Origin of the sequence: Saccharothrix sp. NRRL B-16314 (assembly GCF_000716595.1) — a bacterium.
Taxonomy (GTDB): domain Bacteria; phylum Actinomycetota; class Actinomycetes; order Mycobacteriales; family Pseudonocardiaceae; genus Actinosynnema.
Map to the genome: position 1 here is coordinate 1 of NZ_JNXC01000058.1, position 14,555 is coordinate 14,555.

A 14,555-nucleotide genomic window follows, 5' to 3' on the forward strand; every position below is an offset into this window, starting at 1 on the left:
TGCGCGGCGTCCTCCACCGACTTCAGGCGCTGCCTGGTCGCCTGCAGCTCGGTCGTGACCCGCTTGAGGTACGTGAGCACCTTGTCGTCGTCGGTCATGGATCACCGCACCCCCGCCGAAATGTCACCGCAACCGATGTTGAAACGTGGTGGACGTCCGAATTGTCGGATGTGGCCGGACCGGGGTCGACGCCATCGGCGCGCGCTTTTCGCGAGTGACCAAATAGGACCACTCCCCCAGGCCAGTCTAGACAATCACGGACCGGTGCCGCCAGCCCTCGATCATGGCGATCACCCTTGATTGCAGATCATGTTCGTACGCCGGTCGGCGCACGATTTGCGTCGCTGTCCGCCGACATTACTGCGCCATCCGGCCTACAGTTGCCCATGTGTCGTATGATCGTTAAACTTCGCCGTTGTACCGGGGGTTCGAGACAGCAAATGGGGGATTCCGGACTTCTGCCGAGGGCAGGTGGTCCGGGCCGCGCAGACCTGTCAACAGGCTCCGGGACCGGAAAGATCGAACGGACCGACGTCAACGCAGAGAACCTCCCGTGACGCAAGGAGGATCGATTGCAGCATACCGTGGAAACGATCCCTCGGATGAGGGTCCCACCCGAATGGATCCGTGAGCGGGCCACCGTCAGTCCCGTGGCCTGGCAGCCGAAGGTCGATCTCGATTGCGCGGACTGGATAATGCACGGCAAACGCCTCGGCTCCATCGGCCGGGGAATTGCCTGGTGGATCGGTGACTGGGTGAACTACGGAAACGCGAAGTTCGGCGAGAAGTATTCGCGGGCCGCCCAGATCACCGGGTACGACGTGCAGACCCTGATGAACATGGCCTACGTGGCCTCCCGGTTCGACCCCGCCCGCAGGCGGGTGCCGTTGTCCTGGAGCCACCACGCCGAGGTGTCCTCGCTCGAGGTCACCGACCAGGACGCGCTGCTGGCCTACGCCGAGCAGACGAACTTATCCGTCCGCGGCCTGCGCGACGAGCTCAGGGCGCGGGGCCTGAAACCCGACAACCGCAAGAAGAAGAACAGCGACAACGCCGAAGGAAAACCACCGTCGGACGGGGCGAAGGACCGAGTGGTCTGCCCGAACTGCGGGTGCCGACTGGGGACCGACGAGGGGACGGACACGGCGGCGAGCTGACAGCCTGGTGCACTGCGCGGTCGGGCACGGGCCGGCCTGGGGGGACCACGAAGCGCGGGGTCCGGTCGAACGACATCGGTGTCACTGCTTGTCGAACACCTCCCAGGTCGAGCCCGTGCCCGAGCACCGGCGGGCGCACGTCGAAGCAGGCTCCGCCTCTGCGGACGTCGCAGGCGTCATCGACCTGCGGTGAGGTTCTCGGTGAGCTCCACCGGGCGCAGGTCGGGCGCGTGCACCTGCATCGTCGTGGCCAACTCCTGGAACACAGACTCCTGGTGCAGGCGGTTCACCCCGTCGTCCGGTGCCGGCAGGGCGGCGAGGCAGGAGCAGTCGTCGTCGGTGAAGTCGGCGAACCGGTACGTCACGTCCATGACGCGGTTGCGGTCCGTGGGACGGAAATCGGCGACCAGGTGCACGCCGCTGCGCGCGGCCTCGTTGCGCAGCCAGCTGAGGATGGCCGCGCCGGCGCCGAGCGAGACGACCCGGCAGGACGTGGCCAGCAGCTTCACGTGCCAGACGTCCGGGTACCGGTCCAGCACGACCACGCCGACCGCGCCGTACGGGCCGAACCGGTCGGTGATCGTGACGGTGAGGACTTCGTGCGCCGGGTCGGCGATGAGCCGCCGCAGGGTCTCCTCGGCGTAGTACACGCCGGTGGTGTTCATCTGCGTGGTGCGCATGGTCAGCTCTTCGACCCGGCCGAGTTCGACCTCGGTCGCCCGCCCGATCGTCATCACCAGGCCCAACGACCGCAGGAAGTTCTGGTCCGAACCGCGGTAGGCGGCGCGCTCGGCGTCGCGGTGGAACCCCGCTTGGTACATCTGCCGGCGCCGGCGCGAATCGGTGGTGACGGTCCTCGGCGTGAACTCCGCGAGGTCCGGCAACGAGGACGCCTGCTCGGCCGGGTAGCACCGCACGTCCGGCAGGCTGTACTCGACTTCGGCGCGCTCCTGCGGCTGGTCGTCGATGAAGGCCATCGCGCCGTGGGCGAACGACAGCTCGTCGGCCAGCTCCCGGATGGATTCCGATTTCGGCCCCCAGCCGACCTTCGGCAGCACGAAGTACTCGGCGACGCCCAGCTCCTCCAACCGGCGCAGCGCGAGGTCGGCGTCGTTGCGGCTGGCCACCGACTGGAGGATGCCCCGCGCGTCGAGGGTCTTGACGACCTCGACGAGGTCGGCGAACAGGGTCACCGCCGGGTCCTCCATGAGGGTTCCCCGCCACAGCGTGTTGTCGAGGTCCCAGACCAGGCACTTGACGTGTTCCGCTCTCGAACTCACCGGTGCTCGCTCCTCAGAACCGTCAGGACCAGGTGGACAGGGCGTGCTCGGCCAGCACCAGCTGGCAGGTCTCGTTGGTGCCCTCGATGATCTCCATCAGCTTGGCGTCGCGGAACGCGCGGGCGACCGGCCCGCTGTCCTCGGCGCCCCGCGAGGCGAGGATCTGCACCGCCGCCGCGCTCCCGGCTGCGGCGTTGCGGGCGCTGACGTACTTGGCCAGCACCGCGGCCATCACCACGTCGGGGTGGTTGGCGTCCCAGCGGTCGGCGGCGTGCTCGCACGCCTGGGTGGCGTGCCGCTCGGCCACGTGCAGGTCCGCGATCAGCCGGGCGACCAGCTGGTGCTCACCGATCGGTTTGCCGCCCTGCTCGCGCTTGCGGGCGTGTGCCGCCGACGCACGCAGGCAGGCGCGGAGGATGCCGACGCACCCCCAGGCGACCGACATCCGGCCGTACGACAGGGCCGTGGTGACCAACAGCGACATCCACGGCCCGCCACCGCCCAGCACGTTGCCGTAGGGGACGCGGACGCCGTCGAACTCGACGTGCGCGTGGCCGGCGGCGCGACACCCCAACGGCGTCGGGACGGGCTGGACGCGCACGCTGCGGGCGGCGGTGGGGACGACGACGGCGGCGGCGCCCTCCTCGAACCGGCCGAACACGACGATGAAGTCTGCGTACTGGGCCGCGGTGACCCACCGCTTCGCGCCGGTGACGACCACCTCGTCGCCCGAGCGCGTGATCCGGGTGGCGATGCCGGACAGGTCGCTGCCCGCGTCCTCCTCGGTCATCGCGACGGCGGCGAGCCGACCGGCGGTCAAGCCGGGCAGGAATTCGCCCTGCTGGTCCGCGCTGCCGAGCCGTTGGATCGCCCAGGCGGCCATGCCCTGCGAGGTCATCACGCTGCGCGTCGAGCTGCACAGGGCGCCGACCATCGCGGTGAACTCGCCGCTCGCGCGGCTGTCGAGCCCGAGACCGCCGTGCTCGGCGGGCACCTGCGCGCACAGCAGACCGCGGCGGCCCAAGTCGCGCAGCAGCTCGACGGGCACCGCCCCGGCGGCGTCCCACGAGTCCGCCTGGTCGGCGACGGCGGCCCGGACGTGCTCGCGCCCGGCCTCGATCGGCTCAGGCATCGCCCGCGTTCTCCCCGTCGCCGCGGAGCCGGGCGACGAGGGCGACCATGTCGTCGACGGTGCGGAAGTTCCGCATCTTCAGGTCACCGCCGACCACGGCGATGCCGAAGGTCGACTCCAGGAAGACGACGATCTCCATGGCGACCATGGAGGTCAGCAGCCCGGAGTCGGCGAGGTCCTCGTCGTGGGCCACCGGGGCTTTCGCCTTGGCCTCGAGATAGGCGGTGATCTTCCCCGCCACCACGTCGGAGTCCACCGGGTCGCGGTCGATGACGTTGTCCGTTGTCACGTGGTCGTCCCATCGTATTCGTAGAATCCGGCGCCGGACTTGCGTCCGAGCCTGCCCGCGCCGACCAGGTCGAGCAGGTGGTCGCAGGGCCGGTAGCCGTCGTCGCCCAGCCGCTCGCTCATCGCCACCAGCGAGTCGGCCAGGTTGTCCAGGCCGATCAGGTCGGCGGTGCGCAGCGGGCCGGTCGGGTGGCCGAGGCAGCCGGCCATCAGCGCGTCGACCTGCTCGGCGCTGGCCACGCCCTCGCCGACCAGCCGCGCCGCCGTGTTGATCATCGGGTGCAGCAGCCTGCTGGTGACGAAGCCCGGCGAGTCGTGCACGACGATCCCGCGGCGGCCCAGCCGGTCCAGCAGCGCCTGGACCGACTCCATCGTCCGATCACCGGTGCGCGGGCCGCGGACCACCTCGACCATCTTGATCAGGTACGAGGGGTTCATGAAGTGGATGCCGACGAGGTCGTCGGGGCGTTCCACGGACGCGGCCAGCTCGTCGATCGGGATGCCGGAGGTGTTGGAGATCAGCACCGTGCCCGGTGCGACGAGGCCGGAGACCTCGCGCAGGATCTTGTCCTTCTGCTCGGCGTGCTCGGTGACGGCCTCCACGACCGCGAGCGAACCGGCGCTGTCGGCGACCGACGTGGTCGTCGTCAGCTCGCCGGCGGCCACCCCGTCGGGTGTGGCGCCGAGCAGCTGGGCGTGCCGGAGCTGCCGGTCCACCGAGGCGCGGGCGGCTTCCAGCACCGCCGGGTCGATGTCGACCAGCGTCACGGGCAGGCCGTGGCCGAGCGCGAGCGCGGTGATGCCGGTGCCCATCACCCCGGCGCCGAGGACCGTTAGTCGAGGTGTCATCCGCCCTACCTCTTCCTCGCCAGGGTGACGCCGTCCGCCATCGGCAGGACGGCGATGTCCACGCGGTCGTCGTCGCGCAGGGACTCGTTGAGCTCGTGGACCGCCGCGGTGTCGGCGTCCTGGGCCGTCGGGTCGGCGACGCGCCCGAACAGCAGCGTGTTGTCGATGACGGCCAGCCCGCCCGGTCGCAGGAGCCGCAGCACGCCTTCGTAGTAGTCGCGGTAGCCGGCCTTGTCGGCGTCGATGAACGCCATGTCCACCGAGCCGGGGCCGAGTTCGGCGAGCAGGTCGGCGAGCACGGCCCGCCCGTCGCCCGTGCGGAAGTCGATCCGGTCGGCGACGTCGGCGCGCTTCCAGTGCTCCACGGCGATGCTCGACCACCGCGCCGTGATGTCGCAGGTGATCAGCGTGCCGTCCGGCGGGAGCGCGCGGGCCATGCAGAGGGCGGCGTACCCGGTGAACGTCCCGACCTCGACGATCCGGCGGGTGCCCGACAGGGCCGCCAGCAGTGCCAGCAGCTGCCCCTCCTCGGGCATCACCAGGTACTTCAGGCCACCGGGCAGTTCCGCGGTGGTCTCCCTGAGCTCGCGCAGCACGGCGTCCTCGCGCAGGGACACCCGCCGCACGTACGCCATGAGGTCGTCGGAGACGAGGAGCTGATCGGCCATCGGCGCCCCGGGTTGCCCGGCGCGTTCCGCCAGGCGTCCCGAGCCCCCTTCCTGGGAATTCGGTCCGGACTTTGTGGACTGTCGGTGAACGGGTCGCTCGGCCGGTTTCCGGCAGCGCGCGTCGGTGGCCACCGGCTTCAGGAAAGGCCGCGGCGCGTGGTGATCGCCAGTTTATGGACGGGCCGGCGATCCGGCCAGTGCCGCGCGAATCTCCCGTCGTCGGGAGATCTCCCGCCGACGGGACGTCGCCCGGGGCGGCCGACGGGATTTGTTTACGGCGGTCACGGCCGGCGCTACAGTGGCCTGACGGTCGGCGGAAATGGGGTCCGCCGACCGAATGCGTTCGGTCGCGACTCGGGCAGTCCGAGCGTATTCCGGCGAATTCGGACAGGCTGACGCTTCCTCCTGAACAGGAAACTCGACGGCAAAGGTCCATCACTGATGAATTTGATTACTGTTGAAGAAGTCGAAGCGCTCATCAAGCGGGAGATGCGCGGCAAGCGCACCAAGGACGTCGTCATCGACGACACCGCCGTGCTGCGCGACCTGGGCCTGTCGAGCCTCCAGGTCGCGGAGATCATCTTCAGCCTCGAAGAGACCCACGGGGTGGAGTTCGACCCCGAGCAGGCGGCCAACGCCCGGACCCTCGGCGACCTGATCGCGCTGGGCAACGCCGCTTTGTCCGAAAAGGACAAAGTAGCCGACGGGACGGCGCGGTGAACGGGCGCGAGCACCACGGTTTCATCCTCGCGGCTGCGATCATCCCGTTCATCGGTGTCGCCGTCGCGATCGTGCTGCTGTGGAACAAGCTCGTCGGCTGGTCGGACATGGTCGCCCTGGTGATCATGTACTCGATCGCGATCCTGGGCATCTCGGCCGGCTACCACCGGCTGCTGGCGCACCGCTCGTTCCAGACGAACCGCGCGATCAAGGTCTTCCTGGTGTGGGCGGGCACGATCGCCGGCCAGGGCCCGGCGCTGATCTGGACCGCGCACCACCGCCGCCACCACCGGGTGGCCGACAAGCCCGGCGACCCGCACAGCCCGTACCTGGACGACGAGCCGGGCTGGCGCGGCGCGCTGAAGGGCCTGTGGCACTCCCACATGGGCTGGCTGTTCGACAAGGACCTCACGTCCGACCCGATCCGCTACTGCCCGGACCTGGCCCGGGACAAGGACATCCGGTTCGCCTCGAACCACTTCGTCGGGATCGTGGTCGGGGGCATCGTGTTCCCGGGCTTCATCGGCCTGGCGATCACCCAGACCTGGCAGGGCTTCCTCACCGCCGTGCTGTGGGGCGGCCTCGTCCGCTTCTTCCTGGCCAACCACGTCACCTACGCGGTGAACTCCGTGGGCCACTACTTCGGCCGCCGCCGGTTCGACACGCCGGACGAGTCGCGCAACGTGGCGTGGCTGGCGATCCCGTCGTTCGGCGAGGCGTGGCACAACAACCACCACGCCTTCCCCAAGGCCGCCTTCCACGGCTTCTACTGGTGGGAGGTCGACCTCACCGCGATCTTCATCCGCGGTCTGGAGACGGTCGGCCTCGCCCGGGAAGTGGTCCGCATCCCCAAGGACCGGATCAGGGCGCGCGCCGACGGGCTCAGCCGGGTCGGCGGCGGGCGGGCGGCGCCGAGCGCCCCGCCGAAGCCCCTGGCCGAGCGCCACAAGGTGAGCACGTCCGGCGGGGTCGCGGATGTCGAGTGACATCGCGATGGCGGCCGGCGCGGCGGTGTACCCCGCGACCGGCGCCGGGCTCTGGGACCGCCTCACCGGGACGGCCATGCCGCTGCACTCGTCCATCCAGTGCTGGGTGGGCGGCGAGTACCGCTCGTCCCCCTGGACGGAAGTCGTGCGCGACGCCGAGAACATGACCGCGGGGCTTCGCCGCGCGGGCGTGCGGCCCGGCACGCGGGTGGCGACCGTGCTCACCAACACCCCGCACGTGGTGCGCGGGCTGCTCGGGGTGTGGCTGGCGGGCGGTGCCATCGCGTCGCTGCCGGTCCCCGCGCGCGGGATGAGCGTCGAGGAGTACGCCGCCCAGCTGTCCGCGATCGCCGACCAGCTCGACCCGGTGATGTTCCTGGTCGAGGAGAACCTGCTGGGCGTGCTGCCCGACGAGCTGCGCGCCCGGATCCCGTGCCGGTCCTTCGAGTCGTTCGCCGACAGCGGGCGCGTCGACGCCTCGCCGCCGGAGGACGACGAGCTGGCGTTCATCCAGTACTCCTCGGGCAGCACCAGCACGCCCAAGGGCTGCGCGCTGTCGCCGAGGTCCATGGCCGCGCAGCTGGACATCATCGCCGACCTGATCGACGCGCGTAAGGGACGGGACGTCTTCGTCTCCTGGTTGCCGCTGTCGCACGACATGGGCCTCTTCGGCGGCCTGCTGTCGTCGTGGGCGTGCGACCTGAGCCTGTTCCTGTCCACGCCCGAACGGTTCGCCTACTCCCCCGGCACCTGGTTCGCCGACATGGCCAAGTTCGGCGGTCGGTCCAGCGCCGGGACGAACACCGCCCTGTACCTGGCCGCGCGGGCCGCGCAGCGGGCGGGCAAGATCGACCCCGGAGGGCTGGCGCAGGTCGAGCACTGCATCATCGGCGCCGAGCGCATCCAGTGGGAGACCCTGCAGTACGCCGCCACGGCGCTGGGGCAGTACGGGCTCAAACCCGGCGGCATCGTCCCCGCGTACGGCCTGGCGGAGGGCACTCTCGCGGTCACCTACAACCACGACGACGAACCGTGGCGACGGCTCGTGCTGGACGCGACCGCCCTCGCCGACGGCGAGCTGGTCGAGGTCGAGGCGGACGATCCGGCGGGCGCGTCGCTCGTCAGCGCGGGCCGGACGTGCATCGGGGTGTCGCTGGACAACGCCGAGAGCGACCGGCTGTCGGAGATCGTCGTGCGCTCGCCCAGTCTGGCGATGGGCTACTGGGGCGACGAACAGCGCTCCGCGCAGACCTTCCGGGACGGCGCGCTGCACACGTCCGACATCGGGTTCGTGCGCGACGGCCACCTCTACCCGGTCGGCCGCACCGACGACTTGATCTCCGTGGCCGGGCGCAAGATCTACGCCCGCGAGGTGGAGAGCGCGGTCGACGGCATCAAGGGCGTCCGCCGCGGCTGCGCGACGCTGGTCGACCACCACGACGGGACGGTCCAGCGGCTGACCCTGTTCGTCGAGGTCACCGGCGCCGGTCGGGACTTCCCGGCGGTCGCCGAGGCGGCGGCGTCGCTGGCTATGGAGAAGGCGGCCGTCGTGCTGGACGAGTGCGTCTTCCTCGAGCGCAACAGCCTGCCGAAGACGCCGACCGGCAAGATCCAGCGGCACCGCTGCCGGAACCTGTTCGACTCCGGTGCGTTCACCCCGCTCGCCACCGTCGACCTCACCAGCGCGTAGAGCGGAAGGACAGCCTTGGGGAAAGCGAGACGCACCGCGCTGATCACCGGCGGGTCCGGGGTGGTCGGTCGCGCGGTCGCCGAGGAACTGCGGGATCACCACGTCATCGCGCTCGGCCACGCCGACACGGACGTGCCGGAGGCCGACGAGGTGCACCACAGCGACCTCTCCCGGCCGCTGATGGGCCTCGACGAGCGCCTGTGGCACGAGTTGGCCGAGCGCGTCGACGTGGTGGTCCACTCCGGCGCGCTCACCGACTGGGGGCAGGAGCCGGCGCGCTACCAGGCCATCAACATCGACGGCACCGCGCGGGCGATCGACTTCGCCCTCGCGGCCTGCGCGCCCATCCACCTGGTCAGCACCTGTTTCGTGCGGGCGATCGAGAATCACCCCATCGAGCGGTTGCGGCCGGGCAACGTCGTCACGCCCTACATCTGGTCCAAGCTGGAGTCCGAGCGGCTGGTCAAGGAGAGCGGCCTGCCGCACGCGATCCACCGGCCGACCAACATCGTCGGCGACTCGTTCACCGGCGCGAGCAGCAGGCCGCAGATCGTGCAGCAGCTGTCCGACTGGATGACGCGGGGCAAGGCGCCGTACTTCCCGCTGCACCCCGGCAACCTCATGGACTTCGTGCCGCTGGACGTGACCGCGCACGCGATCGCCCGCGCGGTCGAGGCCGACGAGCTCGACGGCCGGCTGTTCTGGCTGACCTACGGCGACGAGGCCATGACCGCCGAGGAGGCGCTGGAGATCGTCCACGACCACGCGCGCGACTGCGGGCGGGAGATCGACCGCATCCGGGTCGTCGACGCGACCGCGCCGCTGCCGGTGGCCTTGGAGCGCGTGCCGCCGATGTCCCGGCGCTACTTGCAGGTCCTGATCGACACCAGCGAAGTGACCCACCTCAGCGGCGGCGTGCTGCCGAGCTCGCTGGGCGAGCTGCGCGACCGGCTGGGGGTGCCGAAGGTCAGCGACCGGGACGCCTACCGCCAGTCGCTGCGGTACTGGTCCAGGCAACGAACCGAGGGGAACGAACCCGCATGACCGAGTCCGCGCGCGGATGGCAACCACCCCAGCTCGAGTCGACCGTGGCCGTGGTGACCGGTGCGAGCCGCGGCGTGGGCCGCGGGATCGCGTTGGCGCTCGGCGAGGCCGGCGCGAAGGTGTACGTGACCGGGCGCAGCGTCCGGGGCGGCGACCGCACCGAGGACCTGCCCGGCACGATCGACGACACGGCCGAGGAGGTGACCGCCCGGGGCGGTGAGGGCGTCGCGGTCCGCTGCGACCACAACGACGACGCCGACACTGAGAGCCTCTTCCAGCGGATCACCGAGACCGACGGCCGGTTGGACGTCCTGGTCAACAACGCCTGGGGCGGCTACGAGCGGTGGCCGGAGGCGCGGTTCGACTCGCCGTTCTGGGAGCAGCCGTCGTGGCGCTGGGACCTGTTCTCCGGGTCGGTGCGCGGGCACTTCATGGCCGCCCGGCTGGCCGCGCCGCTGATGGCGCGCAACGGCAAGGGCCTGATCGCGAACGTCTCGTTCACCGACGGTGACGTGTTCCTCGGCCAGACCGCCTACGACGTGTTCAAGTACGCCTCCGACCGGATGACCTTCGGGATGGCCCAGGAGCTGCGCAAGCACGGCGTCGGCGCGGTGGCCGTGCACCCCGGCATGGTCCGCACCGAGCGGGTGGAGGCGGCGTGGGACCTGCTCGGCGAAGGGCCGGCCGCGGTGGCGCACACCCCGGAGTACGTCGGCCGCGCCATCGCCCACCTCAGCGCCGACCCGGAACTGCTCGAAGTGACCGGGCTGCGGCTCGCGGTCGGGGACCTGGCGGAGAAGTACGGGTTCGGCGACGTCGACGGCAGGCAGCCGCCCGCGTTCAAGCTGGAGGGGCGGATCACGCTGGCGGCCCGGATGGAACGCCTCAACCGCGCGGTCGCCGCGAGCGCCAAACGAGGTGCCGAGTGACGAGCCTGGCAACGGACGGGAGCACCGCCTACCAGGGCGCGTCCGCCGAGGCGATCCAGAGCCACTACGACATCGGCAACGAGTTCTACGAGCTGTGGCTTGACCCGACGCGCACCTACTCGTGCGCGTTGTGGGACGGCCCGGACGACACGCTCACCGACGCGCAGGCCCGCAAGCACGACTACCTCGTCGAGCAGACCAGGGCCGACCGCGCGAAGAGGGTGCTCGACGTGGGCAGCGGCTGGGGAGCGCTGCTGCGCAGGCTGGTGGAGCGCCACGGCGTCGCCGAGGTCGTCGGCCTCACGCTGAGCCAGGCGCAGCTCGACCACGTCCGGGGCTGGGCGGACGACCGCTACGAGCTCCGGCTGGAGAACTGGATCGACCACCGGCCGACCGCGGCCTACGACGCGATCATCTCGATCGGCGCGTTCGAGCACTTCGCCGACATGGGCATGGACCGCGCCGAGCGGATCGCGGCGTACCGGGAGTTCTTCCGGCGGTGCCGCGAGTGGCTGCCGCCGGGCGGCCGGCTGGCCGTGCAGACGATGGTCAAGGGCAACAACACCCGGATGTCCAAGCAGACCGTGCGCGACCTGCTCTTCATGATCGACCGGATCTTCCCGGAGTCGGAACTGCCGTGGTCCTCGGAGCTGGTCGAGGCCAGCGAGCGGGCCTTCGACATCGTCTCCATCCGCAACGACGCCGACCACTACGCCCGCACCTGCCTGGAGTGGCGGCGCAGGCTGCTCGCCGACCGCGACCGCGCCGAGGCGATGGTCGGCGGGCAGGCGGTGGACGACTACGACCGCTACCTGTCCGCGGCGGCGAGCGGTTTCCAGAACCGGCACCTCGGTCTGGCCCGCGTGATCTTCGAACGTGCCTGAGGAGCTGACAATGACGCAGACGGTTGTTCCAGACAGCGCCGCCGGGGTACCGGTCAAGCACGAGATCTACTGGCGGGAGACCGAGCCCGTCGTCCCCGGCCCGCCGCTGCGCGAGGACGTGCGCTGCGACGTGGCCATCATCGGCGGCGGCTACACCGGTATGTGGACGGCGTTCTTCCTCAAGCAGGCGGAACCGTCGCTGGAGATCCACATCCTGGAGGCGGAGTTCGCGGGCGCGGGTGGCTCCGGGCACAACGACGGCTTCATGACCCCGACGATCGGGCACAGCCTGGGCGCGTTGATCCACCGGTTCGGGCCGGAGCGGGCGAAGCTCGCCTACTCGGTGGTCGGCAAGTCCATGCTCGAACTGCGGCGGTTCTGCAGCAAGTACAACGTGGACGCCGGTTTCGAGCCGACCGGGTACTTCCAGGTCGCGTCCAACCGGCACCAGATGCGGCTGCTGGAACGCGACATCGACCTGGTGCACAGCCTCGGCGGGTCGGGCACGATCGAGCTGCTGGACGCCGCCCAGGCCAGGGAGCGCATCGACTCCCCGGCGATCCACGGCGCGTTCAAGGTCGGCGGCGCGCTGATCAACCCGCACCGGCTGTCCCGCGGCCTGTACCGGGTGGTGACGGAGATGGGCGTGCACGTCCACGAGTCCACCCGGGTCACCGCCATGCGGGAGACCGGCGGTGAGCACGTGCTGACCACACCGCACGCGCGGGTCACCGCGCCCAACGTGCTGCTGGCCACCAACGCCTACCAGCACCAGTTCGCCGCGTTCCGGCACAAGGTCGTCCCGGTGTGGAGCTACGCGGCGGTGACGCAGCCGCTGACCGACGCGCAGCTGAAGATGGTGCACTGGCCCGAGCGCGAGGGTTTCGTCGAGGCGGGCAACTTCATCGTCTTCGGCCGGCTGACCACCGACAACCGCCTGCTGTTCGGCGGTGGCCGCGCGACCTACCACTACAAGCGCGACATGGACGAGGGCAAGCACATCGCCAACGCCAAGGCCACCATGACGCTGCGCCGCGTGCTCGCCCGCTACTTCCCGCAGTGGCGCGACGTCCCGTTCAGCCACGCCTACGGGGGCTGCGTGGCGATCACGCGCGAGATGGTCCCGCACGTCGGCAGCATGGGCAACGGCGTGTTCTACGCGCACGGCTACTGCGGCAACGGCATCTCCGTCACCCACACGGCGGGCAAGTCCCTGCGCGACCTGATCCTGCGCCGCGACACGGCGTACTCGAACCTGCTGTTCGTCAACGGCGCGGAGAAGGGCTTCCCGCCCGAGCCGGTGTCCTACCTGGGCAGCAAGGCGGTCACCAGCCTCCTCGCCGTCCAGGACAGGTTCCCCAACATCATCCGCGCGCAGATCGTCTGATCCCCACCAGGGGCGGCTCGAACTTGGAGTGGACATGACCGGTCAGGACGGCGTGCCGACGTCGCTGTTGTCCCAGCGCCTCGACGGGCTGTCGGCGGCCGAGCGGTACGCCGTGGCCCTGGACGTCGTCCGGTCCGAGACGGCCGCCCTGATCGGGCGCGAGAAGGAGTCGCTTGACCCGGAGCAGGCGTACCGGGACTACGGCTACAACTCGATGGCCGCGGTGCTGCTGACCGACATGCTGTCCCAGGCGACCGGACTCGAACTGCCGCTCACCATGTTGTTCGACCACCCGAACCCGGCGGCGGTCGCCCGGTACCTCGTCAGCCGGGTGACGCCGCCGGAACCCGTGGCCGCACCGGAGCCGCGGGCGGTGCTGGAGGACGACGACCTGGTCGCCGTCGTCGGCATGGCGTGCCGGTTCCCCGGTGGTGCGTCGTCCCCGGAAGGCCTGTGGCGGCTGGTCGAGTCCGGTGCGGACGCCGTCTCCGGGTTCCCCACGGACCGCGGGTGGGACCTGGGCGCGTTGTTCGACCCGGACCCCGAGCGGCCGGGCACGAGCCACACCCGGTCGGGTGGCTTCCTGCCGGACGTGGCCGAGTTCGACGCGAAGTTCTTCGGCATCGGGCCGCGTGAGGCGTTGGCGATGGACCCGCAGCAGCGGTTGTTGTTGGAGGGTGTGTGGGAGGCGTTTCACGGTGGACACGGCGTGCTCTTCGTCGCTGGTCGCGGTGCACCTCGCGGCGCAGTCGCTGCGGCGCGGCGAGTGCTCGATGGCCGTGGCGGGTGGCGTCGCGGTCAACGCCACCCCCAGCCTGTTCGTGGAGTTCTCGCGGCAGCAGGCGTTGTCCCCGGATGGTCGGTGCCGCTCGTTCTCGGCCGACGCGGAGGGCACGGGGTGGTCCGAGGGCATGGGTGTGCTCGTGTTAGAGCGTCTGTCGGACGCACGCCGCTTGGGGCACAACGTGTTGGCGGTGGTGCGGGGGTCGGCGGTCAACCAGGACGGTGCGTCGAACGGCCTCACCGCGCGGCCGTTGTGGTTGGGGTCGCTGAAGTCGAACATCGGTCACGCCCAGGCCGCCTCGGGCACTGCGGGCCTGATCAAGATGATCATGGCGATGCGGCACGGCGCACTGCCCGCCACCCTGCACCTGGGGTCGCCGACACCGAAGGTGGACTGGTCGGCGGGCCGGGTGGAGCTGTTGACCGAGGCGCGGGAGTGGCCGGAGGTCGAGCGTCCCCGACGGGCTGCGGTGTCCGCGTTCGGCATCGGCGGCACCAACGCGCACGTCATCATCGAGCAGGCACCGCCGGTGGAATCGCCTGCTGCCACCGAGTCCGGTGTGCCGGTGGTGTGGGTGGTGTCGGGTCGGTCGCGGTCGGCGGTGTCGGATCAGGTTCGGCGGTTGCGGGAGTGGGTGGTGGCCCGTCCCGGGGTGGATCCGGTGGATGTGGCGTGGTCGTTGTCGCGTCGGGCCAGGTTCGATCACCGGGTGGTGGTGGTCGGTGTGTCCCGTGCGGAGTTGGTGGCGGGGTTGGGG

At 70.6% G+C, this 14,555-nt stretch carries 14 protein-coding genes and 1 pseudogene; 9 read left to right on the plus strand and 6 right to left on the minus strand.

The genetic code is table 11. The annotated features are described in order from the left end of the window. A partial coding sequence (locus OQ02_RS47410; protein WP_197043702.1) for a polyketide synthase docking domain-containing protein occupies positions 1-98 on the minus strand: 98 nt, incomplete at its 3' end. Positions 99-695: 597 nt separating this feature from the next. On the opposite strand from OQ02_RS47410, the gene OQ02_RS38510 reads away from it, so the two are divergent. Beyond that, on the plus strand, positions 696-1,157 hold the full coding sequence (locus tag OQ02_RS38510) for a hypothetical protein (protein ID WP_051773434.1): 462 nt from the start codon (positions 696-698) through the stop codon (positions 1,155-1,157). Positions 1,158-1,333: 176 nt separating this feature from the next. On the opposite strand, the gene OQ02_RS38515 is transcribed toward OQ02_RS38510, so the two are convergent. The 5 genes from OQ02_RS38515 to OQ02_RS38535 are packed head-to-tail and all read right to left on the minus strand — an operon-like array spanning position 1,334 to position 5,374. After that, entirely contained in the window at positions 1,334-2,437 is a 1,104-nt protein-coding gene (locus OQ02_RS38515) for an HAD-IIIC family phosphatase (protein ID WP_033443629.1), read from the minus strand. 22 nt (positions 2,438-2,459) lie between these two features. Continuing rightward, positions 2,460-3,569 carry an acyl-CoA dehydrogenase family protein gene (locus OQ02_RS38520; RefSeq protein ID WP_033443630.1) on the minus strand — a complete coding sequence of 370 codons (1,110 nt, stop codon included), beginning with the start codon at positions 3,567-3,569 and terminating at the stop codon, positions 2,460-2,462. Continuing rightward, entirely contained in the window at positions 3,562-3,858 is a 297-nt protein-coding gene (locus OQ02_RS38525) for a phosphopantetheine-binding protein (protein ID WP_063747235.1), read from the minus strand. Before OQ02_RS38525 ends, OQ02_RS38520 begins: the two co-directional genes overlap by 8 nt. Continuing rightward, positions 3,855-4,706, minus strand: coding sequence for a 3-hydroxyacyl-CoA dehydrogenase family protein (locus OQ02_RS38530; RefSeq protein WP_033443631.1), 852 nt, complete (start codon positions 4,704-4,706; stop codon positions 3,855-3,857). Before OQ02_RS38530 ends, OQ02_RS38525 begins: the two co-directional genes overlap by 4 nt. Positions 4,707-4,711: 5 nt before the next feature. After that, entirely contained in the window at positions 4,712-5,374 is a 663-nt protein-coding gene (locus OQ02_RS38535; protein ID WP_033443632.1) for an O-methyltransferase, read from the minus strand. Between the two features lie 441 nt (positions 5,375-5,815). Here OQ02_RS38535 and OQ02_RS38540 point away from each other — a divergent pair, with 441 nt between their 5' ends. The 8 genes and pseudogenes from OQ02_RS38540 to OQ02_RS47415 form a co-directional block, all read left to right on the plus strand. Continuing rightward, positions 5,816-6,094 (plus strand): acyl carrier protein, encoded by a 279-nt coding sequence (locus OQ02_RS38540; protein WP_197043703.1) that lies wholly within the window; start codon positions 5,816-5,818, stop codon positions 6,092-6,094. Further along, the gene (locus OQ02_RS38545; RefSeq protein WP_033443633.1) at positions 6,091-7,080 is read left to right on the plus strand and encodes an acyl-CoA desaturase; all 990 of its coding nucleotides are present in this window, start codon (positions 6,091-6,093) and stop codon (positions 7,078-7,080) included. Before OQ02_RS38540 ends, OQ02_RS38545 begins: the two co-directional genes overlap by 4 nt. Then, positions 7,070-8,770, plus strand: a complete 1,701-nt coding sequence (locus OQ02_RS38550) for an AMP-binding protein (protein ID WP_156077603.1) — start codon at positions 7,070-7,072, stop codon at positions 8,768-8,770. The genes OQ02_RS38545 and OQ02_RS38550 overlap by 11 nt, the downstream gene beginning before the upstream one ends. A 15-nt stretch (positions 8,771-8,785) precedes the next feature. Beyond that, positions 8,786-9,814, plus strand: coding sequence for an SDR family oxidoreductase (locus OQ02_RS38555; protein WP_033443634.1), 1,029 nt, complete (start codon positions 8,786-8,788; stop codon positions 9,812-9,814). Next, complete coding sequence (locus tag OQ02_RS38560; RefSeq protein WP_033443635.1) at positions 9,811-10,743, plus strand: SDR family NAD(P)-dependent oxidoreductase; 933 nt, start codon at positions 9,811-9,813, stop codon at positions 10,741-10,743. Before OQ02_RS38555 ends, OQ02_RS38560 begins: the two co-directional genes overlap by 4 nt. Beyond that, positions 10,740-11,627, plus strand: a complete 888-nt coding sequence (locus tag OQ02_RS38565) for an SAM-dependent methyltransferase (RefSeq protein WP_197043704.1) — start codon at positions 10,740-10,742, stop codon at positions 11,625-11,627. The genes OQ02_RS38560 and OQ02_RS38565 overlap by 4 nt, the downstream gene beginning before the upstream one ends. Before the next feature lie 10 nt (positions 11,628-11,637). Next, on the plus strand, positions 11,638-13,014 hold the full coding sequence (locus tag OQ02_RS38570) for an NAD(P)/FAD-dependent oxidoreductase (RefSeq protein WP_051773439.1): 1,377 nt from the start codon (positions 11,638-11,640) through the stop codon (positions 13,012-13,014). A 34-nt stretch (positions 13,015-13,048) separates the two neighbouring features. Beyond that, positions 13,049-14,555, plus strand: a pseudogene (locus tag OQ02_RS47415) (beta-ketoacyl synthase N-terminal-like domain-containing protein); the annotation flags it as partial.